Genomic DNA, 20188 nt, shown 5'->3' with positions numbered 1-20188 from the left:
CGGGCTTTTTCGTCGTCCCCTTGAAAACGCACTACTCTATTCAAGGAAGGTGATCGGGTTGACCGGGGTCGCGTCCTTGCGGACTTCGAAATGGACCTGCGGGCGCTTGGCGTCGCCGCTCATGCCGGAGGAGGCAAGCGTCTGGCCGCGCGTGACCTTCTGGCCGCGGCTGACATTGATGCTGCCCGCATGGCCGTAGACGGTAACCTTGCCGTCGTCGTGACGCACCAGAACCGTGTTGCCGAGTTGCTTCAAGCCATTGCCGGCGTAAATGACCACACCGTTTTCGGCAGCCTTGATCGGCGTGCCTTCCGGAACCGAGATGTCGATGCCGTCGTTGCGGTTGCCGTCGACGTTCTGGCCGTAACCGGCGATCACCGCACCGTTGACCGGCCAGCGATACTTGCCGATGCCGGTGGACTGTGGCGCCACGGCGGCCACATCCGCCTTCTTCTCGACCTCGGAGACGGAAGCGGTTTCGGCGGCGACTTTCGCGGCGGCAGGAGCAGAAGCCTGGACGACCGGAGCAGCCGGCTTCGGCGCCGCGGCCGGCTTTTCGACCGGTTGCTGCGGAATGGAGGCGGTCTTGACCGCATCGGCGGGGGCGGCAACGCCCTTCGCGACCTTCAGCGTCTGGCCGATCCGGACATTGCCACTCGTCAGGTTGTTGGCGGCCTTGAGCTGGTCAACCGACGTGCCGGTCTCGCGGGCGATCTTGGTGAGCGTATCGCCGGGCTTGACCGTATAGGTGCCGCCGAGCGGCTTGCCGCCTGCAGGAGGCGTGATCCTGGCGGGCTCGGCGAGCGCCTTGTCGCGCGAAGGCGTCGGCAGGACGGCGACCTTCTGCTCCGGTTCGCGGGCGGGCGCCGGAACCTTGTTCTGCAGATCGATGTCGCCGGCGGCGGTCTTTGCGGAGTTGCGGGCGGGACCGAAAGTCGGGATCACCACGGGCTGGCCGGCAGCGATCGCGCCGCCGTTTGCCTTGAGGATTTCCTTTTCCGGAACGCCGTAACGCTTCGAAAGCGTCGAAACCGTTTCGCCGGGCCTCAGCGTCACCTTCGGTGCGTTGACCGTCGACCAGCCGGACATTGGAGCCGCTTGAGACTTGACCGTGCCGGTTACGACATCGTCGGCCGCGCTTCGCGGAGCGGACGGGGCCGAAAGCGCGGAGCCGCCCTGACGGCCCGGGAACGGCTGCGCGAGCGCTTCGCGGCGGGTTGCCGGCTCGCCGTCCATCGACGGCGCGCTGCGCGAGGCGCTCATGCCGGCCGGCGCCGCGAGTTCGGAACGCTGAACGGAAACAGGTGCGGAGGCGGCGCGGGCGGGCGATGCATAACCGCCAGAGTTGGCGGCGGGGTAAGGCTGAGCCATCGTCGCGTTGCGGGAGCCGTAGTCGCTCTGCGGGATCGGAGGCAGCGCCTGACCGTTGCCGAGATCGGCTTGCGGGGTCGGAGCCTGGCCGTAAGCGCCGCTTCCCTGGCGCTGCGGGATGGAGGCCGTCGTTATGTTGTCCGAGCTGGAGAAGAGACCCGAAAAGCGTGTCGCATCCGAACTGCACCCGGTCGCCACGCTGGCGAGAAGTGCCGCGACAGCGAGCTTGGCAACGGATTTTCCAGAATTCGGGAGACTCTTCATACGCATGACTCGACCTACAGATACGCAACCATCGTGTGAGTCATTAAAACGCGTTAGTCTTACCGCCCGGTTAAAGCGGCTGCATTGCTCCAATTTTTTTGGCAAATTGATAACCATGACTCGCGGAAAAGCCCGCAAGGCCGGGAACAAGGGGCCTATAGCGCCGCCGCGACATGCGGAACGATCGGCAGATAGGGGGCGGTGAAGAGGTCTTCACGCTCGAATCGGCTGCCGGTCTTGGTCAGCCGCACCATCATGCAGGTCTCTTCATCGAGCATCAGCGGCGCCACCATGGAGCCGCCATGGGTCAGCTGTTCGGCATAAAAGCGCGGCAGGGACGGGAAGGCCGCCGTCACCAAAATGCGGTCGAACGTGCCCTCGCCCGGCATGCCGTTGCTGCCGTCCGCCTGGCGCACCACGACATTGCGAAGTCCGAAGGCGTCGACGCGGCTCTGGGCGGCGGTGACGAGCGTGCGGTAGCGCTCGATGGTCAATACCCGTTCGGCGATCCGGGCGATGACGGCGCCGGTAAAGCCGCTGCCCGTGCCGATTTCCAGCACCCGGTGGCCGGGCTTCACCTGAAGGCGGTGAAGCAGCCGCACGGCAAGATCGGCGCCTTCCATGAAGGACCCGCAATCGATCGGCACGGTGCGGCTGGAATAGGCGTCCTCGGCGAGCGGCGCCGGCACGAACTGCGAGCGCGGGGTCTGCTCGACGGCCGTCAAAAGGTCGAGGTCGGAAATGCCTTCCGACCGGAGCCGCAGCACCAGAGCCGCAAAACCTTCCTTTTCGACCATGCCCGATTTCAATCGGCCGCTCCGAATCCCAATGCCTTCGCCACCCGATCCTGAACCGAATAGTCGGTCAGGTCCAGCTTCAACGGCGTCACCGAGATCTTGTTTTCCTTCAGCGCCTGGATGTCCGTGCCATCGCGGAAGTGGCCCTTCCGGTCACCGAAGCGGAGCCAGTAATAGGGACGGCCGCGGCCGTCCTCGCGGGCATCGATCGTCAGGCCGAAATCGAGCTTGCCCTGCGAGGTCACTTCCACGCCCTGAACGTCCTTCGGCTCGCAGCTCGGGAAATTGAGGTTGAGGAAGGTGCCGTCCGGCAATTCCAAATCGCCCAGCTTGCGAATCAGATCGGGCGCGTAGGCTTCGGCGATTTCCCAAGGGGCATAGCGGCTGCCGTTTTCGCGACGGACGGCCTGGCTCAGCGCAAAGGACCGGACACCCTGGATAGTGCCTTCGATCGCGCCCGCAATCGTGCCGGAATAGGTGACGTCGTCGGCCATGTTGGCGCCGTCGTTGACGCCGGAAAGCACGAGATCCGGCCTTTCCGGCAGGATTTCCCGGATGCCCATGATGACGCAGTGGGTCGGCGTGCCGCGCAACGCGAAATGCTTGTCGCCGACCTGGCGGAGCCGAAGAGGCTCGGAAAGCGTCAGCGAATGGGCAAGGCCGCTCTGGTCGGTCTCCGGCGCGACGATCCAGACATCGTCCGAAAGCGCCCTGGCGATGCGTTCCAGCACTGCGAGGCCCTCGGCGTGGATGCCGTCGTCATTGGTCAGCAATATTCTCATCAGGCGGCCCGTTCGATCTTCGTGAGGCCGCCCATATACGGGAGGAGCGCGTCCGGAATTGTGACCGAACCGTCTTCGTTCAGATAGTTTTCCATGATCGCGATGAGGCAGCGGCCGACCGCGACGCCCGAGCCGTTCAGCGTGTGGACGAATTTCAGGTTCTTGTCGTCCTTGACGCGATAGCGCGCATTCATGCGGCGCGCCTGGAAATCGCCGCAGACGGAACAGGACGAGATTTCGCGATAGGTATCCTGCCCCGGCAGCCAGACCTCGATGTCGTAAGTCTTGCGTGCGCCAAAACCCATGTCGCCGGTCGAGAGGGTCATGGTGCGGAAATGCAGGCCGAGACGCTTCAAAACGTTCTCGGCGCATTCGGTCATCCGCTCGTGCTCGGCGATCGACGTCTCCTGATCGGTGATCGACACGAGTTCGCATTTCCAGAACTGGTGCTGGCGCAGCATGCCGCGCGTGTCGCGGCCGGCCGAACCCGCCTCCGAGCGGAAAGACGGCGTCAGCGCGGTGAAGCGCAGAGGCAGCTTTTCCTGCTCCAGCACTTCGCCCGAAACGAGATTGGTGAGCGTCACTTCGGCCGTCGGGATCAGCCAGCGGCCATCCGTGGTGCGGAACAGGTCCTCGGCGAATTTCGGCAGCTGGCCGGTGCCGTACATGGCCTCGTCGCGTACCATCAGCGGCGAAGAGACCTCCGTATAGCCGTGCTCGGTCGTGTGCATGTCGAGCATGAACTGGCCGAGCGCGCGTTCGAGCCTGGCGAGCGGACCGGTCAAGACCGTGAAGCGGGCGCCGGAAAGTTTCGCGGCACGCTCGAAATCCATGTAGCCGAGCTCTTCGCCGATCTCGAAATGCTCTTTCGCGGCGTGATTCCAGCGCGGCTTTTCGCCGACGACGTGCTTCACAACGTTGTCGTGCTCGTCCTTGCCGACCGGCACGTCATCCAACGGAATGTTCGGGATGCGCGACAGGGCGTCATCGAGAGCGGCGACAGCCTCGCGCTCCTCCTGTTCGGCGGCGGGCAGCGTGTCCTTGATCCGCGCGACCTCGGCCTTCAGCTTCTCGGCGAGCTCGCTGTTCTTCTGGGCCATGGCCGCGCCGATCTCTTTGGAGGCGGCATTGCGGCGGGACTGCATGTCCTGGAGCTTCTGGATGACGGAGCGGCGCTTGTCGTCCAGCGCCACGAGGGTTGCCGCCATGGGTTCGGCGCCGCGCTTCCTCAGCGCTTCGTCGAGAGCCCCTTCGTTTTCACGTATCCACTTGATATCGAGCATTGTTTCCTCGCCTTTGAGCGGAATACCGCATACCCGGCGAGAGACGGAAGCTCAAGCCTTCTCCGTCTCTGCAACGCTCGAAGAGGCCTGCTCCCGGAGAGCGTCTTCAGCACGTCTGCGCTCGACGAGTCGTGCGGCGTAGATGGAAATCTCGTAGAGAAGGATGGTCGGCAGCGCAAGGCCGATCTGGGACATCGGATCGGGCGGCGTCAGCACCGCGGCGACCACGAAGGCGATGACGATCGCGAACTTGCGCTTCTCCCTCAGCCAGTCGCTGGTGAGCAATCCGACGCGGGCGAGCAGCGTCGTGACCACCGGAAGCTGGAAGACCAGGCCGAAGGAGAGAACCAGCGTCATGATGAGGCTGAGATATTCCGAGACGCGCGGCAGAAGCGAAATGCCGAGCTCGCCCTCGGTCGGCGCCTGCTGCATGGCCAGGAAGAACCACATGACCATGGGCGTGAAGAAGAAATAGACGAGCGCGCCGCCCATCAGGAACAGGATCGGCGAAGCGATCAGGAAGGGCAGGAAAGCCGCCCGTTCGTTCTTGTAGAGGCCGGGCGCCACGAACTTGTAGAGCTGGGAAGCGATCACCGGGAAGGCGATCACCAGCGCGCCGAACATCGCCACCTTCACCTGCGTGAAGAAGAATTCCTGCGGCGCGGTGTAGATCAGCTCGGATTTCGTTAGATCGAGTCCGGCCCAGATGACCGCCCATTTGTAAGGGATGACCAGCAGGTTGAAGAGCTGCTTGGCAAAGAAGAAGCAGACGACGAAGGCGACGAAAAACGCCGCGATCGACCAGATCAGCCGGGTGCGCAGCTCCATCAAGTGTTCGATGAGCGGCTGCGGCTTGTCTTCGTAATTACCGCTCATGCGTCATCCTTCGGCGTATCGGGCTTTTTCGGCGCACGCTTGCGTGCCGGCACCTTCACGGCCGCCTCTTCCGCGGCCTTCGTGGCGGGCGCGGGCTTTGCCGCGCGGCTGCGCTTCGGCTTCTCCGCGGCTGCACCCGCCGCTTCTGCGACGGGTTTCGCCCTGGCGGGCGCCTTGCGAACAGGCTTCGGCTTCTCGGCAACCGCAACGGGCGCAGCAGCCGCCTGTACGGCAGGCACGGACTGTGCCGGCGCGGGAGCCGGGGCGGACACCGGCGGCGGAGTCGAGGGCAGCGTCACGGACGGTGACGGGAAGTTCGCGGGAACTTCCGGCACAGGCTCCGCGGACTGCGTGCCTTCGATAGCCTGCTGCGCCTCCGCATCGGCCTCAGCCACGGCCGGCGTCGGAACCTGCGTCGCCTTCTGCAGGTCCGCCTTGATCTCCTGCCCCATCTGCCGCAGCGGATTGATCGCCTCGCGCAGCGCATTGGTCGGATTCAGACGCTGCGCATCCGAAATCGTCTTGCGCACGTCGTCCAACTCGGATTCCCGCAACGCCTCGTCGAACTGCGTGCGGAATTCGCCGGCCATCTTGCGCAGATTGGCCGTCATCTTGCCGAACGCCCTGAGCATAGGCGGCAGGTCCTTCGGGCCAACGACGACGATAAGTACGATCGCGATGACGAGCAGCTCGGTCCAGCCGATATCAAACATTCAAGGAGGCTCCCGAAACCCTTGGACCGATCTTAGGACCGGCCGGTTTCCTTGACCTCTTCAGGCTTGTGATCGACGGTCTTGGCCGTGTTTGCCTCCTGGGCTTCGTCGTCGGTCATACCCTTCTTGAAGCTCTTGATGCCCTTTGCGACGTCGCCCATCAATTCCGGAATCTTGCCGCGTCCGAAGAGAACGAGCACGATGACCAGAACGATCAGCCAATGCCACACACTGAAAGAACCCATAGTCCAACTCCATTAAACCGTTTTACCGATGTAAGCCCTTTAGGATGCTTTTTCAAACACCAAAATATCCTCAGGGATTACCGTTATAGAGACGTCGTTAACCCCGGCCGGCAAGCGGCCGGCGCGGATGCGCGACCGCACCGGCTCGCGGGCTCCCGGAACCGCAAGCGTCAGGAATTCCGCCTCGCCCAGGAACCGCCGCGAGAGGATGCGTGCCGCGATCGCCCCGCCTGCCGGAGCCACATCGACGTCCGACAGCCGGACCGCGACGGAGACCGCCCTTCCCTCGCCGATGCCAGCCGCCGGCGCATTCCCGAGCGGCGTCGCCACCATGCCGTCCTTCACCATGCCGTCGAACTCATTGATTTCCGAAAAGAAACCGGCGGCGAACAGACTGGAAGGCCGGCGATAGAGATCATCCGGCGTGCCCATCTGCACCAGCCGGCCGTCTTTCAGAAGCGCGATCCGATCGGCCATCCGCATCGCCTCCTCGGCATCGTGGGTGACGATGATCGCGGTCGCCCGGCTTTCTTTCAGGATCGCCAGCGTATCGGCGCGGATAGCATCCTTTAGCCGGGAATCGAGGCCGGAAAAGGGCTCGTCCATCAAAAGCACGCCCGGCCGCGGGGCGAGCGCGCGGGCAAGCGCGACGCGTTGCTGCTCGCCGCCGGAGAGCGCATGCGGGTATTTTGCCGCATGGTGCGACAAGCCGACGCGCTCCAGCGCTGTCGCGGCCTCGGCAACCGTTTCCCTAGCAGGGAGCGCGGCCAGTCCGAAACGGACGTTTTCCATCACCGTCATATGCGGAAAAAGCGCGAAATCCTGGAACATCAGCCCGACGCCGCGTCTCTCCGGCGGAAGAAACCCTTTGGGGCCAGCCACTTCGCGGCCGTCGATGACGACGCGGCCGTGGCTCTGCGCCTCCAGCCCGGCGGCGATCCGAAGCAATGTCGTCTTGCCCGAGCCGGACGGCCCGAGCAGGCAGAGAACCTCGCCCGGCTCAGCCGTCAGCGAGATTCCGCGGATCGTCTCCCTGCCGTGATAGGAATGGCGGATATCTTCAAAGGCCAGCCGCGAGGAAAAGGCGCCGGCGGGCGCGTATCTCGTCTCGTCCGTGGCCGACTGTGCCGGTCTCATCATGTCCCTGCCCGCTCGCACCCGCAAAGCCGGGCTTTTTCAGAGGAATGCGCTATTCCTGCGCATCGCCGCCGGGTGTCAAGAGGCCGAGTTCTTCAAGATCGAGTTGGGTGATCGGGTCCTCGTCCTCGGAAAGCTCGTCAACATTCTGCGGAATAGGGATCGCGAAGCCCGGCGGAACGCGTCCGGACAGCAATCCCGCGCCCTTCAATTCTTCGAGACCGGGCAGGTCGCGCAGCTCTTCAAGGCCGAAATGGTCGAGGAAATCCGGCGTCGTGCCGAGCGTCACAGGCCGGCCCGGCGTGCGGCGGCGGCCGCGGAAGCGCACCCAGCCGGACTCCATCAGCACGTCGAGCGTGCCCTTGGAGGTCTGGACGCCGCGGATCTCCTCGATCTCCGCCCGCGTAACGGGCTGGTGATAGGCGATGATGGCGAGCACTTCGAGCGCCGCGCGCGACAGTTTCCTCGCCTCCGTCTCGTCCTTGCGGATGACGAACGAGAGATCGGCCGCCGTGCGGAAGGCCCAGCGATCGCCGGTCCTGATGAGGTTGACGCCGCGCGGCGCATAGATATCCATCAGCCGCTGCATGACGGCCCCGACATCCACACCGAGTGGCAGGCGTTCGACCAGAAAGGCTTCCGAAACCGGCTCTGCAGAGGCGAAGACCAACGCTTCGGCGATCCGCTCGACTTCCTCCAGCGAAAAGGATTGGCGCTCGGCGCCCTCCTCCGCCGCGACCGGCAGTTCGTCGTCCTCTTGCCGGCTCAATCCGCGCCTCCCGTGGCCACGCCTCCCGTGGCGGGTTGCGGTACGGCCCGTGGCGTCTGGCCCTTGCGCAGGTAGATCGGCTGGAACGCCCCCTCCTGGCGGATTTCGAGCGTGCCTTCCCGCACCAGTTCCAGCGAGGCGGCAAAGGCGCTGGCGGTCGCGGTCACCCGATCCTCCGGCGGAAGAAAAGGCAGCAGATAGTGCTGCAGCGCCGTCCAGTCGGCGACCTCGCCGAGCATGCGGGTCAGGAGGTCGCGGGCATCGACCAGCGACCAGACCTTGCGCCTCTCGATCGTGACTTGCGTGACCGCGTTGCGCTGGCGCAGGTTCGCGTAAGCCGACAAGAGATCGTAAAGCGACGCATCGTAGGCGGATTCGACGCGATGCGGGATATGTTCCGGCGCGCCGCGGGCGAAGACGTCGCGGCCAAGGCGGTTGCGATTGATCAGCCGGGTCGCAGCCTCGCGCATCGCCTCCAGGCGCTTCAGCCGGAAGGCGAGCGTCGCGGCCATTTCCTCGCCGCTCGGACCGTCATCGCCCTTGGCCTGCTGCGGGATGAGGAGCTTCGACTTCAAATAGGCGAGCCAGGCCGCCATGACGAGATAATCGGCTGCCAGCTCGATGCGCACCCGCCGGGCGCTCTCGATGAACTTCAGATATTGCTCGGCCAGCGCCAGGACAGAGATGCGGGAGAGATCGACCTTCTGATTGCGGGCGAGATGGAGGAGCAGGTCAAGCGGACCTTCGAAGCCGCCGACGTCGATCACCAGCGCCGGGTCGTCCGTCGCCCGTTCCGCGACGCCCTGCCAGAGCTTGTCCATCGGAATGGCATTCTGCGATATGTTCATGGCCATTCCCAACCTCGTCCTGTCGCCGGCCGTCAGGAGACGGCGAGCAATTCGTGAAACTCGGCGCGGATCGCCTCCTCGTCGGCGTCGTCGCCCGGTCTGAAGGCTGCTTCCACCGCCTTTGCGCGCCTCAGCGCTTCGCCCGCAAGCGGGATAGCCTCCTTCACCACGGCCTTCATTTCGTCCATGACGCCGTTGCAATGCAAGATGATATCGCATCCGCCCCCAACTATCCTCGCCGCGCGCTCGCCGATCGTGCCCTTCAGCGCGTTCATCGAGGTGTCGTCGGACATCAGGAGACCGTCGAAGCCGATATGCCCGCGGATGATCTCGTCGATCACCTTGGCTGAGATGGTCGCCGGCTCGTTCGGGTCGATCGCCGTGAAGACGATGTGGGCGCTCATCGCCATCAGCTCGTTCTTCATGGCGACGAACGGCAGGAAGTCATGCGCTTCGAGCTGGGCGCGCGAGGCGGTGACGACCGGCAGCTCGTGATGGGAATCCGCCATGCCGCGGCCGTGGCCGGGCATATGCTTCATGACCGGCAGCATGCCTCCGGCCTTGAGCCCTTCCGCCGCCGCCTTACCCATATCCGCCACCGCCTTGGGGTCGAAGCCGTAGGCGCGGTCGCCGATGACGTTGCTCGCGCCTTCGACCGGCACGTCGAGGACCGGCAGGCAATCGACGTTGATGCCGAACTTCATGAGGTCGAAGGCGTGCAGGCGCGACATCAGCCAGGCGGCTCTGAGGCCCTTCGTCCGATCCTGCCGGTAGAGTTCGCCGAGCACCGCGGCAGAGGGATAGCGCTCGATCATCGGCGGACGGATGCGCTGCACGCGGCCGCCCTCCTGGTCGATCAGCACGGGCGCATCCGGCCGGTCGATCGCGTCGCGCATCGCCGCCACGAGATCGGCGATCTGCGCCGGCTCGACGCAATTGCGGGCGAAGAGGATGAAACCCCAGGGCCGCTCGTCCCTGTACAGCGCGATTTCATCCGGGGTGAGGGCCGGGCCGCTCGAGCCCAGGATCATTGCTTTTGATTCGCTCATGGTCCGATCTTAGCCGATTGAAGGCGCAATAAAAAACGGGGCGACAGGCGCCCCGTTCCACTTCCTCCGCTGCAGGTCCTTACCGGGCGACCAGGCAGCTTCCGCCGGCGGCGCGATAGCGTTCGCAGAGCGCCACGGCATCGTTCTTGCTGCCTGCCGGGATGCGGACGCGATAGAACGTGCCTTTGCCAGCGATTTCGGCGGCCTTGATGTCCACGCCGCGGCCACCGATCACGCCGCCGAACTTGGCGGACAGGTTCTGGTAGGATTTCCGGGCATCGGCCTCGGACGGCAGCGAGGCGATCTGGATCACGTAACCGCCCTCGCCGAGCGAGGCGGTCTGCGTCGCGGCAGGCTGCTGGCTCGGAGCAGCCGGCTGGTTCGAAGCGCGGACATTGCCCTGATCCGTCACGGCCGCGACGACGTTGACCGGCTGTTCGGAAGGCCGGGCGATCGGAACCGGAGCCCTGAGCGCGGGCGCGGAAGCGGGCGTCTCAGCCGGTGCGGCAGGTGCGGCAGCCGCCTCGACGGGAGGCAGCGCGATGTCCGGTGCAACCGGATCGAACGGTTCGGATGCGGCTGCCTGTGCTGCCGGCGCGGAGACAGGGGCGACGCCGGCGCTCGGAGCGGGCACAGCCGGCTGGGTCTGGACAGGGGTTGCAGGAGCCGAAACCGGCGCCTGCCCCGAAGCAGCCGCAACTTCCGGCAGCTTTGCGCCCGATGCGGGTATCTTGGCGGGCTCCGGTGCGGCAAGCGCGGGGGCGGAAACTTCCTGCTCCACCAGCGTCCCATCCGGACGGACGATCATCGTCTTCACCTTGCGCGGCATGACCGTGACGGGCTGCTGCTCGGCAGATGCGGCCGCCTGCTCAGGCTGATCCTGCGGCAGAAGACGCGCGTCTTCGGTGTCTGCCACATCGGTCGGCTCGATGTCGTTTTCACCCTCCAGCGGCAGCGTGTCAGGCATCAGCGTCTTCTGGACGACGTCGACGGGCTCCTCGTTGGAGGAAATCAGCGTCTCCTGCTTGGGATCCTGCGACGAAAGGCCGGCCACGCGATCGTAAACAGCCTTGTCCTGGTTCGGGACGGTCTTGCCGCCCGGGTTTTCGGGGGCGACCTTCACCGGCTCGGTATCGGCGGCGATGATGACCGGCTCGCCGCTTCCACCAACGCCCGGCACGCCATTGCCAAGCCAGGCATAGGCGCCGACGCCACCCAGGATGACGACACCGGCGAGAACTGCCGGCACAGCCCAGCTTCGAGCGGAACTGCGCGCCTTCTCCACGGTGGCGAGATAATCGGCCTCGGCATAATGCAGCTCTTCATTGTCTGCCGGCGGCAGGGGAGCGGCAAGACTGCGCCGGAAATCCTCCTCCAGCGCGCGTTCGAAATCGTCAAGATCGGTATAGTTCGGCGCACGGCCAGCCTGAGCAGGGCGATCGGCCGCGCCCTGCGCCGCGGAAGCGATGGCAATCTCGGGCTTGCGTGCCGGGGCCGCATCCGCCTTTTCCGGCGTCATCAGGAGCGTCGCGAGTTCGGCATCGATATCGAGATCGTAATCGGGGCGATAGACCGGCGGCTGTTCCGGCTCTTCCGCCGGCAGCGAGGGCACGTCGAGCTCGGCTATGGCCTCCACCTGATCCTCGGAGTCGGCGATCTGGGCCGGATCGAAAGGCAGGTCGGCAATCGTTTCGACGTCTTCCTTCGCCTCAGTCTCCGCCGTCACCGCCGGCGCAGCCGCCGCGACGGGCACCGGGGGGACGGCCGGCATCGCGGACTTGGCGGGGGCCGTTTCGGCTTTCGCGGCAGGCGCGGTCTTTTCCGGCTGCTTCTGCGCCTCATCCTCGACAAGGTCGGCAAGATCCAGTTCGAGATCGCCAAGCGCAAGCTCGAACTCCTCGTCGGAGAAAGGATCCTTTTCTTCAACCGCCGGAGCCTTCGCTACCGGAGCTTCGGGAGCCGGAGCCTTGGCGACCGGCATTACCGGCTCAATGGCGGGCGTCGCGAGAGGCTCCGATGGAGCCGGTTCGGGCACTTTGGAGAAAGCGGCCGCGGGCAAACTCGCCGCCGTCGGCAACGAATAACGCTGGACGTCGTAGATCAGCTCGTCCAGTGCGGAGAACCGAGTTTCTGCCCGTGCCGGCTCGGTGGAGGCCGGAGGAACGACGGATGCCGCGGGAGCAGCCGCCTGAACGTCTGCAGGCTTAGCCGGCTCGGATACCAGCGTCTCGGCAATGGAAGCCTGCTCCGGCTTCAGGTCCGGAAAATCTTCCTGGGCTGGCAGATCGAAAGCCTGCCCGGCCGGTTCCGGCGCGACCGGCTCCTGTCGCGGAGCCGGTACCGACGCGGAGGCAAAATTGGCGAGCGGCATCCGGAAGCCCGGAACGTAGGCGCCCTTGCCCTTCGGCTCGGACCTTACATCGGACTGGCCTTCGACCGCAGATGCTGCGCCGATTGAGCTTTCCAGCTCGGCGGCAAGATCGAACTCCTGGGCGGACTGCTCGTCCAGCCCGGAGAACGATGCCTGGGGGACGGCCGATACCTCGCCCATGACAGGAAGGTCGGGCAGATCGACAATCGGATCGGCACGATCGGACTGCTGCACCGGTTCGACAGCCGGCTCAGCCTCGACGGGCTCGGCCTCGACCTTCTCAACGGCAGCATCGAACGCGGCCGGCGCTTCCTCGTCGCCGAAATCCAGATCGCCGTGAACGAACGCTTCGCGATCGGACGGCAAAAAGGCCGGCAGTTCGGCGGCGCTTGCCTCGACGGGAATGAAATCGAGTTCATCCGCCTCCAGCGATCGGCCGGGAACGGAAGGCGCCTCGTCCAGCGTTATGTCGTGTACGGGATCGAGACGGGGCGCGTCATAGCGCTCGAACTCGCGAAGCAACTCGTCTTCGAGATTGAGCGCCGGTTCATGCCTGGGCTCAGGCGCGGCAGCGCCAAGCGGCGCCGCGGGGGTTGCGACGGGCCGATCCTCATAACCTACAATGCGGGCGAGTTCTGCCAGCGGGTCGTCATCGGCAAAGAAATCCGGCAAATCATTCCGGCTACGCGCAAGGTTGTTATCTGCCATTACCTCGTCCACTCACCTACATTACAACGCATATGCCAGTGCAATGTGGGGAAATGGTGGCGTTTTCTACCGCATTTCTTCCGGTGCTGCTGTGCCTGTAATTGCAAGTCCTGACTTCAAAACGGAGGCGACAGCATGCACCAGCCCAAGTCTGGCAACGCTTAATTGTCGGTTTTTATCGTTAACAAAGCGTAAGTCGGCATTTTCGGAGCCTTTACTCCAAAGAGCATGGAATGAACTTGCCAGATCATAGAGGTAAAAAGCAAGCCGATGGGGCTCCTGCGCCTGGGCCGCGGCCTCAATAACCCGTGGATATTCTGCGAGCTTCGCAACCAGCCTCAGTTCGTGCTCTTCCGAGATCAGGCCCACATGCGCCGCAAGGTCGAGAGCCTCGACATCCATATCCGGAAACGCCTTCTGCGCCTGCCGGAAGACCGACGCGCAGCGGGCATGCGCATACTGCACGTAAAAGACCGGATTGTCCTTCGACTGCTCCGTCACCTTGGCAAAGTCGAAGTCAAGCGGCTCGGAACTCTTGCGATAAAGCATCATGAAACGCACCGCGTCGCGCCCGACCTCGTCGACCACGTCGCGCAGCGTGACGAAATTGCCGGAGCGCTTCGACATCTTCACCGGCTCGCCGTTCCGGAACAGCTTGACGAGCTGGCAGAGGAGCACGGTGAGCTTCGCCTTGCCGCCGGAAACGGCGCGCGCCAGCGCTTCCAGACGCTTCACATAGCCGCCATGGTCGGCGCCGAGCACGTAGATCATCTCGTCGTAGCCGCGGTCGAACTTATCCTTGAAGTAAGCAACGTCGGCGGCAAAATAGGTATAACTGCCGTCCGACTTGATCAGCGGCCGATCCATGTCGTCGCCCACTTCCGTCGAGCGGAACAGCGTCTGCTCGCGATCTTCCCAATCTTCCGGCAACTGCCCCTTCGGCGGCGGCAGCGTTCCCTTGTAGACATGCCCCTTGAAAGTCAGGTCGTTGATGGCCGTACGGATGCGCTGCGCCCCGTTGGCATGCAGCGTGCGCTCGGAGAAAAAGATGTCGTGATGGACGTTCAGCGCGTCGAGGTCGTCGCGGATCATCGCCATCATGGCATCGATCGCCTTGTCCTTGACGATCGGCAGCCAGTCCTCTTCCGGCATATTGTGCAGCCGCGGTCCGTATTCGGCCGCAAGCTCCCGGCCGACCGGCACGAGATAATCGCCCGGATAAAGGCCTGACGGGATTTCGCCGATCGTCTCGCCGAGCGCTTCGCGATAGCGCAGGAAGACGGACCGGGCCAGCACATCGATCTGGCTGCCGGCATCGTTGATGTAATATTCCTTGGTCACGTCATAGCCGGCGAATTCCATGAGATTCGCAAGCGCGTCACCTACCACGGCACCGCGGCAATGGCCGACATGCATCGGACCGGTCGGATTGGCCGAAACATACTCGACATTCGCCTTCCTGCCCTGCCCCAGCGTCGAGCGGCCGTAGCTCAGGCCCGATCCGATCATCGACGCCAACAGGTTCTGCCAATAGCCGGTCGAAAGCCGGATGTTGATAAAGCCGGGGCCGGCCACCGAAACCTCGCTGACATCCGCATCGGAGCGCAGCGCCTCGGCGATGACATCGGCAAGCGCGCGCGGATTGGTGCCGAGCGGCTTTGCCAGAACCATGGCGGCATTGGTGGCGACATCGCCGTGGCTCTGGTCGCGCGGCGGCTCCACGGTGACACGCCCGAAATCGACCTCGCTTCGCTTTTCCTTGATGATCTCAAGAGCTTCCAAAGCGTTCTTAATTCTGATTTCGAAGTCGGCGAACAGGTTCATGTCACTCATCCGGGCATATTGGCCCATGCAGGCAGCTAAAGCCGTTAACGTTTGCGGGGTGCCTAGCGCAAATCGGGAGTCTGGTCAAACAGCTCGCCATGCGCCTTGATCGCATAGGTGTCCGTCATCCCGGCGAGATAATCCCCCACATGACGCGCTCTCGCCGCCTCGCCGAGACCGGAAATGTGGTTGACCCAGTAATGGCTGCGCATCAGCGACGGGTCATCCATATAGGCCCTGAACAGATCCTGGACGATCTGCGTGGCGCCGGCGCGGATGCGCATAATGTCCGGGTGGCGGTAGATGCGCGAGAACAGCAGCTTCTTGATGCAGCGGTCGGTCTCGGCCATGTCCGCTGAAAACGTTGAGATCACGTAGTCGGCAGCGCGGATGTCGCCGGCGCTTTCAGGCTTCAGCTTCTTGAGGTTATCCTGCGAGACGCCGATTACGTCCTCGACCATGCGGGTGATCTGCCGGCGCGTGACCTCGTAGGCAAAGCGGCTGGCTTCGAGATGCGGATAGCGCTCTCTCACATCCGCCATCAAGCCCGCCAGGAACGGCACGTCCTCCAGCATGTCGAAAGTCAGCAGCCCGGAGCGCAGGCCGTCATCGATATCGTGCGTATTGTAGGCGATGTCGTCGGCGATCGCCGCGACCTGCGCCTCGAGGCTGGCATAGCTTGCGATTTCCAGGTCGTGAAGCTGGCAATAGTCCAGGATCGGCTGCGGAACAGGCCCGCGCGTGCCCTCGCCCGTCTTGGTCAGCAGCGGTCCGTTGTGCTTGACCAGCCCCTCCAGGCTTTCCCAGGTGAGATTGAGCCCGTCGAATTCCGCATAGCGCCGTTCCAGCTTGGTGACGACCCGGAGCGACTGGGCATTGTGGTCGAAGCCGCCATAGGGCTTCAGCATCTCGTCCAGCGCGTCCTCGCCGGTATGGCCGAAGGGCGTATGGCCGAAATCGTGCACCAGCGCCACGCCCTCGGCGAGATCCTCGTCGAGCTTCAAGGCACGCGCCAGAGCACGGGCGATCTGCGCCACCTCGATCGTATGGGTGAGCCGCGTGCGATAATGGTCGCCGTCGGGGCTGATGAACACCTGCGTCTTGTGCTTCAGCCGCCGGAAGGCGGTCGTATGGACGATGCGGTCGCGGTCGCGCTGGAACTCCGAACGCGTCAGGCTGACTTCCTCCGGGAACATCCGGCCGCGCGACGCCCACGGATTGGCCGCATAGACCGCACGCTCGCCGCTACCGAACCCAAGCACCCCGGTATCGATCGTCATGCCTTCACCTGCTTCCTCATGCGCACCCCACCCATTGACGCGCGGTTCCCGTCTTCATACCTATAGTGAAGCCGTGCGCAATGCCGGTGACAGTTATTCGAGCTTACCCTCCGGGCTTTGCCCGGTACTCACTTTGTCAGGACCACCGGGCCTTGACCCCGGCAGGAGACGGAAATGAATGCAAATGTAACCCTCTCGGATGCGGCGGCAAAGCGTATCGCCGAAATCGTCGGAGGCGAGACCGGCAAGCAGGCGCTGCGCGTCTCGGTCGAAGGCGGCGGCTGTTCGGGCTTTTCCTACAAGTTCGACCTTGCCGAGGCACCCGAAGCCGACGATGTCGTCGTCGCTAACGGCGACGCCAAGGTGCTGATCGACAGCCTCTCGCTCGTCTACATGGCGGGTTCGGAAATCGACTTCGTCGATAACCTGCTCGGCCAGTCCTTCCAGATCAAGAACCCCAACGCCGTCGCGAGCTGCGGCTGCGGCACCAGCTTCTCCATCTGATATCGATCTTCGGCTGATATCGGCCGCTCCGGTTCACTTCGCCCTTCCCAACGCTTCCTCTTTCGCTAAAAGAGGAAGCGAACAGACGGAGGGACCGGCATGAAGATCGCCACCTGGAACATCAACGGCGTCAAGGCGCGCATCGACAACCTGCGCCAGTGGCTCACCGATTCCCAGCCTGACATCGTCTGCCTGCAGGAGATCAAATCCGTCGACGAGACTTTCCCGCGGCTGGAGATCGAGGCGCTCGGCTATCACGTCGAGACCCACGGCCAGAAGGGTTTCAACGGCGTGGCGCTTCTCTCGAAGATCAGGCCGGACGAGGTGATGCGCGGGCTTCCGGGCGGCCAAGGCCCGGACGGCCAGGTGGACGAGCAATCACGTTACATTGAGGGCGTCTTTTCCGTTCCCGGCGGCGCGATTCGCGTCGCCTCCATCTACCTGCCGAACGGCAATCCTGCCGACGACCCGGTGAAATACCCTTATAAGCTCTCCTGGATGGAGCGGCTGCGCCAGCACGCGCAAAATTGCCTGTCTTTCGAAGAGCCGCTCATTCTTGCCGGCGACTACAACGTCATTCCCGAGCCGCACGACTGTTTCGATCCGGCCGTCTGGGCAACGGATGCGCTCTTCCTGCCCGAGACGCGGGCCGCCTTCCGCCGCCTCGAAAACATCGGGCTCGTCGATGCGGTGCGTGCGACGACCGACGCAACCAAACTCTATTCTTTCTGGGATTATCAGGCCGGCGCCTGGCAGAAGAACAACGGCATCCGCATCGATCATCTGCTCCTCTCGGCGGAAGCAGCCGACCGCCTGAAGTCGACCGCGATCGAGAAGCATGTGCGGGCATGGGAAAAGCCGTCCGACCACGTGCCGGTCGTCGGGATTTTCGACTTCAACTAATCGAGGACGTCAGTCGCCGCCATTGGCGAATTGCTGCGACAGCGCAATCGCGCCGCGGCGATCTTCCTCGCCGGCCACGGAAAACGCCTGTTCCTGCAATTGCTGCATCCAGATGCAATCCTTCTGGGTGCATCTGTCGAGCGCCGCCGTCATGAAGGCGAGCCCCCGCACCGTCTGGCCCTCTTGGAAGAGCACGTTACCGAACACGGACATGGCGCCCGCATGCCCGTTCCTGCGGGCCTGATTCAGCCATTTCTTCGCCTGCTGGATACTGGCGGTGCCGCCCTCGCCCGAAAGCATCATCTTCGCAAGCTGAAACTGCGCCTCGGCAACGCCGAAGGTCGAAGCGACCTGGAAATAGATCTGCCGCGCCTGCGAAAGATCGGGCTTGACCGGGCTGCCCGGAATGCCGCGACGGTAATAATTGGCGAGCGACAGGAGCGCGTTGATGAAGAAGCCCGTATCTTCCGAACCGGGCTCGACGCCTTGGGCAGCGATCTCGTTGTAGATCTTGAAGGCTTCGAAATCGTCCTTCGCCACGCCGTCGCCATAGGCATACATGTTGGCCAGCGCCCAACGCGAGCCCGTATGGCCCTTTTCGGCGGCATAACGATAGGCTTCGACCGCATCTTCCTTCTGGCCGTTCTTGTAGGCCTTGAAGCCGAACTTGAAGAGATCGAAAGGCCCCGATTCCTTGGTAACCCCCGATTTGATGTCGAAGGCCGCCGCCGATCCCGCCAGAGCCGAGGCGAGCGACATTCCAAGAAGCAATACTCTCATGGATCCTATGTCAGACTTCGGCATGGTTCAGTTTCTTTCACTCCGCACACGGCTTCCTACGGCAGCCCGAGCTTCGCCCGCTGCCGGAAAAAGGTTCATCCGGTTGTATCCGGTGCCTGTTCCTCCCGAGAGAGGGATGAAACTGTAACTGCCGTTTTCGGCAAGACTAGGACCCATTGCGGCCGCATCCGCCGCATGAGAGGACGGCATCAGAATCCGCCCGCCGGCGCGCGAAAAGCCCGGCTTTTCATAAAGAAACCCGCCCATGATACTCCAAAAACGCGCCCCGCCCCCGCGGTCCGCGACCGTTACCCCTCTACCGCTGCGCCCTGTTTGTGGCGGGAAATGGACAGAAACAATCCCTCTCAAGGCGCCTGATAATAGTCCCTCAAAAGTGTTGCCAAATCGTCACAAGAATCTTGCGGCAGAACGTCAAAAAATCTCCGGAACGAATAGATGCCCCGGAGATAGTCCGCCGGCAAAACCGGCACCGGATCAAGACGGCCAGGCCGTCCGTATCCAGCGCCGGTTCCCGGTCGCGTTCAGAACTTGATGGTATAGTTGGCCGTCAGGGCGTAAGCCCAGTCGCCGTCCGCCGTGGCATCGAAGGTCGCTCCGTCGGCGAGAGACTGGCTGCCGGAGGTCAGATAGCTGACGGCGCCGCCAAGCCGAAGCTGGCCCGGCCCGCAATCGATCGCCGCGCCGGCGCCGACAGTCCAGGTATCCGTCATGATGTCGGCCCCGGTTCCGACGCCCTTGTCCCAGCGTATGTTGACCGTACCGGCGATCTTGTCGGTGAACTGGTGCCCGACGCCGGCCATGATCGTCCAGCCGTCGCGCCAGTTATAGACGTCCTGGCGGTCACCGAGGATGTCGATGTTATAGTTCAGCGTCTGCAGAACGCTCCAGTCCGTCCATTCCACCGAACCGTAGACCAGCCAGCCCGGCGCGACGCCGCTCTGCAGGCTGAGCTTCAGCGACTGAGGCAAGGAACCGTGACCGTTTGCATCGAGAAGCGCCGGCAGACCGAGCAACGGATTGGGCGTGAAATCGCCGTCTGCCTCATGCTTGACTTCCGACCGATACATGAGCTGCGCGCGGAGCGCATACTCGGGAATATCGTAGCCTACGCCCAGCCGGTAACCGAATGCGGAGTCATCCTCCAGTCTCAAGGTTCCGATGTTTGCGACCGCCTCGTAATCGAAGTCCTGCATGAAGCCGCCGCCGATGAAATGCAGACGGCCCTTGCCCAGTTCGAAGCTGACGTCGCAGGTCCCGCCATATTCGTTGGTGTGGAATTTCTTGCTGCTGTAGGATGTCGGAGGGCTCGAAATCAGATCCGCCGTCTGCGCCTGAGTGCCGTATTTCGAGTCGCCGCCGAACGGCCTCGTGTAGGTGAACGCGCAGGCGAACATGTCCGAGAGGCGTCCCATGATGGCGACATCCGGAATGAAATAGTCCTGCGAGTAACGGCTGTCGGAAGAGCTCACGCCGCTGATCGTATCGAATTTGCGGTGCGGATTCACATAGATCACGCCGGCTTCCGCCGCCGCGTTGCCCCGTTCGTAGAGAATATCGGTGCTGGCCTCTCCCCACGAAAAACCACCGGCGAGGACCTGGGTCTGCCAAAGTCCGACGGCTCCGAGAGCCAAAAGTCCCCTTGTAATGCGTCTGCTTATCATAA

At 63.7% G+C, this 20188-nt stretch carries 18 protein-coding genes; 2 read left to right on the top strand and 16 right to left on the bottom strand.

The window, feature by feature from the left end; all coding sequences use genetic code 11:
- Positions 1–36: 36 nt before the first annotated feature.
- The 14 genes from ACMGE0_RS11165 to ACMGE0_RS11100 all read right to left on the bottom strand — a co-directional run bounded on the left by ACMGE0_RS11165 (position 37) and on the right by ACMGE0_RS11100 (position 16317).
- Positions 37–1641 carry a peptidoglycan DD-metalloendopeptidase family protein gene (locus ACMGE0_RS11165; RefSeq protein WP_436815928.1) on the bottom strand — a complete coding sequence of 535 codons (1605 nt, stop codon included), beginning with the start codon at positions 1639–1641 and terminating at the stop codon, positions 37–39.
- 149 nt (positions 1642–1790) lie between these two features.
- Complete coding sequence (locus ACMGE0_RS11160; RefSeq protein ID WP_436815927.1) at positions 1791–2432, bottom strand: protein-L-isoaspartate(D-aspartate) O-methyltransferase; 642 nt, start codon at positions 2430–2432, stop codon at positions 1791–1793.
- Between the two features lie 8 nt (positions 2433–2440).
- The gene (surE, locus tag ACMGE0_RS11155; protein WP_436815926.1) at positions 2441–3214 is read right to left on the bottom strand and encodes a 5'/3'-nucleotidase SurE; all 774 of its coding nucleotides are present in this window, start codon (positions 3212–3214) and stop codon (positions 2441–2443) included.
- On the bottom strand, positions 3214–4497 hold the full coding sequence (gene serS, locus ACMGE0_RS11150; RefSeq protein ID WP_436815925.1) for a serine--tRNA ligase: 1284 nt from the start codon (positions 4495–4497) through the stop codon (positions 3214–3216). Before serS ends, surE begins: the two co-directional genes overlap by 1 nt.
- Positions 4498–4548: 51 nt before the next feature.
- Complete coding sequence (gene tatC / locus ACMGE0_RS11145; RefSeq protein WP_436815924.1) at positions 4549–5373, bottom strand: twin-arginine translocase subunit TatC; 825 nt, start codon at positions 5371–5373, stop codon at positions 4549–4551.
- The gene (gene tatB, locus ACMGE0_RS11140; protein ID WP_436815923.1) at positions 5370–6086 is read right to left on the bottom strand and encodes a Sec-independent protein translocase protein TatB; all 717 of its coding nucleotides are present in this window, start codon (positions 6084–6086) and stop codon (positions 5370–5372) included. Before tatB ends, tatC begins: the two co-directional genes overlap by 4 nt.
- A 32-nt stretch (positions 6087–6118) precedes the next feature.
- Positions 6119–6331, bottom strand: coding sequence for a twin-arginine translocase TatA/TatE family subunit (locus ACMGE0_RS11135; protein WP_085424155.1), 213 nt, complete (start codon positions 6329–6331; stop codon positions 6119–6121).
- A 39-nt stretch (positions 6332–6370) separates the two neighbouring features.
- Positions 6371–7468, bottom strand: coding sequence for an ABC transporter ATP-binding protein (locus ACMGE0_RS11130; RefSeq protein WP_436816194.1), 1098 nt, complete (start codon positions 7466–7468; stop codon positions 6371–6373).
- Between the two features lie 52 nt (positions 7469–7520).
- The gene (scpB, locus tag ACMGE0_RS11125) at positions 7521–8213 is read right to left on the bottom strand and encodes an SMC-Scp complex subunit ScpB (protein WP_436816193.1); all 693 of its coding nucleotides are present in this window, start codon (positions 8211–8213) and stop codon (positions 7521–7523) included.
- A gap of 20 nt (positions 8214–8233) precedes the next feature.
- Complete coding sequence (locus tag ACMGE0_RS11120) at positions 8234–9091, bottom strand: segregation and condensation protein A (RefSeq protein ID WP_436815922.1); 858 nt, start codon at positions 9089–9091, stop codon at positions 8234–8236.
- Between the two features lie 26 nt (positions 9092–9117).
- Positions 9118–10134, bottom strand: a complete 1017-nt coding sequence (gene nagZ / locus ACMGE0_RS11115; RefSeq protein ID WP_436815921.1) for a beta-N-acetylhexosaminidase — start codon at positions 10132–10134, stop codon at positions 9118–9120.
- 79 nt (positions 10135–10213) lie between these two features.
- Complete coding sequence (locus ACMGE0_RS11110) at positions 10214–13213, bottom strand: SPOR domain-containing protein (RefSeq protein WP_436815920.1); 3000 nt, start codon at positions 13211–13213, stop codon at positions 10214–10216.
- A gap of 66 nt (positions 13214–13279) precedes the next feature.
- The gene (gene argS, locus ACMGE0_RS11105) at positions 13280–15037 is read right to left on the bottom strand and encodes an arginine--tRNA ligase (protein ID WP_436815919.1); all 1758 of its coding nucleotides are present in this window, start codon (positions 15035–15037) and stop codon (positions 13280–13282) included.
- A 62-nt stretch (positions 15038–15099) separates the two neighbouring features.
- Positions 15100–16317, bottom strand: a complete 1218-nt coding sequence (locus tag ACMGE0_RS11100; RefSeq protein WP_436815918.1) for a deoxyguanosinetriphosphate triphosphohydrolase — start codon at positions 16315–16317, stop codon at positions 15100–15102.
- A gap of 174 nt (positions 16318–16491) precedes the next feature.
- Here ACMGE0_RS11100 and erpA point away from each other — a divergent pair, with 174 nt between their 5' ends.
- Entirely contained in the window at positions 16492–16821 is a 330-nt protein-coding gene (erpA, locus tag ACMGE0_RS11095; RefSeq protein ID WP_436815917.1) for an iron-sulfur cluster insertion protein ErpA, read from the top strand.
- 99 nt (positions 16822–16920) lie between these two features.
- Positions 16921–17724 carry an exodeoxyribonuclease III gene (xth, locus tag ACMGE0_RS11090; protein WP_436815916.1) on the top strand — a complete coding sequence of 268 codons (804 nt, stop codon included), beginning with the start codon at positions 16921–16923 and terminating at the stop codon, positions 17722–17724.
- 9 nt (positions 17725–17733) lie between these two features.
- On the opposite strand, the gene exoR is transcribed toward xth, so the two are convergent.
- Both exoR and ACMGE0_RS11080 read right to left on the bottom strand, forming a co-directional pair.
- Positions 17734–18504: an exopolysaccharide production regulator ExoR gene (gene exoR / locus ACMGE0_RS11085; protein ID WP_436815915.1), complete on the bottom strand. Its 771-nt coding sequence runs from the start codon at positions 18502–18504 to the stop codon at positions 17734–17736.
- A gap of 542 nt (positions 18505–19046) precedes the next feature.
- Positions 19047–20186 (bottom strand): OmpP1/FadL family transporter, encoded by a 1140-nt coding sequence (locus ACMGE0_RS11080; RefSeq protein ID WP_436815914.1) that lies wholly within the window; start codon positions 20184–20186, stop codon positions 19047–19049.
- Positions 20187–20188: the final 2 nt, after the last annotated feature.

This window comes from Neorhizobium descurainiae (assembly GCF_051400715.1).
Classification (GTDB): domain Bacteria; phylum Pseudomonadota; class Alphaproteobacteria; order Rhizobiales; family Rhizobiaceae; genus Neorhizobium.
This window is presented reverse-complemented; position numbering and strand designations above follow the sequence as displayed.

What these genes read in the sequence shown, in the direction of transcription:
- ACMGE0_RS11165 (WP_436815928.1), bottom strand. Translation starts at nt 1,641, where the DNA reads ATGCGTATGAAGAGTCTCCCGAATTCTGGAAAATCCGTTGCCAAGCTC.
- ACMGE0_RS11160 (WP_436815927.1), bottom strand. Translation starts at nt 2,432, where the DNA reads ATGGTCGAAAAGGAAGGTTTTGCGGCTCTGGTGCTGCGGCTCCGGTCG.
- surE (WP_436815926.1), bottom strand. Translation starts at nt 3,214, where the DNA reads ATGAGAATATTGCTGACCAATGACGACGGCATCCACGCCGAGGGCCTC.
- serS (WP_436815925.1), bottom strand. Translation starts at nt 4,497, where the DNA reads ATGCTCGATATCAAGTGGATACGTGAAAACGAAGGGGCTCTCGACGAA.
- tatC (WP_436815924.1), bottom strand. Translation starts at nt 5,373, where the DNA reads ATGAGCGGTAATTACGAAGACAAGCCGCAGCCGCTCATCGAACACTTG.
- tatB (WP_436815923.1), bottom strand. Translation starts at nt 6,086, where the DNA reads ATGTTTGATATCGGCTGGACCGAGCTGCTCGTCATCGCGATCGTACTT.
- ACMGE0_RS11135 (WP_085424155.1), bottom strand. Translation starts at nt 6,331, where the DNA reads ATGGGTTCTTTCAGTGTGTGGCATTGGCTGATCGTTCTGGTCATCGTG.
- ACMGE0_RS11130 (WP_436816194.1), bottom strand. Translation starts at nt 7,468, where the DNA reads ATGAGACCGGCACAGTCGGCCACGGACGAGACGAGATACGCGCCCGCC.
- ACMGE0_RS11120 (WP_436815922.1), bottom strand. Translation starts at nt 9,091, where the DNA reads ATGGCCATGAACATATCGCAGAATGCCATTCCGATGGACAAGCTCTGG.
- nagZ (WP_436815921.1), bottom strand. Translation starts at nt 10,134, where the DNA reads ATGAGCGAATCAAAAGCAATGATCCTGGGCTCGAGCGGCCCGGCCCTC.
- ACMGE0_RS11110 (WP_436815920.1), bottom strand. Translation starts at nt 13,213, where the DNA reads ATGGCAGATAACAACCTTGCGCGTAGCCGGAATGATTTGCCGGATTTC.
- argS (WP_436815919.1), bottom strand. Translation starts at nt 15,037, where the DNA reads ATGAACCTGTTCGCCGACTTCGAAATCAGAATTAAGAACGCTTTGGAA.
- ACMGE0_RS11100 (WP_436815918.1), bottom strand. Translation starts at nt 16,317, where the DNA reads ATGACGATCGATACCGGGGTGCTTGGGTTCGGTAGCGGCGAGCGTGCG.
- erpA (WP_436815917.1), top strand. Translation starts at nt 16,492, where the DNA reads ATGAATGCAAATGTAACCCTCTCGGATGCGGCGGCAAAGCGTATCGCC.
- xth (WP_436815916.1), top strand. Translation starts at nt 16,921, where the DNA reads ATGAAGATCGCCACCTGGAACATCAACGGCGTCAAGGCGCGCATCGAC.
- exoR (WP_436815915.1), bottom strand. Translation starts at nt 18,504, where the DNA reads ATGAGAGTATTGCTTCTTGGAATGTCGCTCGCCTCGGCTCTGGCGGGA.
- ACMGE0_RS11080 (WP_436815914.1), bottom strand. Translation starts at nt 20,186, where the DNA reads ATGATAAGCAGACGCATTACAAGGGGACTTTTGGCTCTCGGAGCCGTC.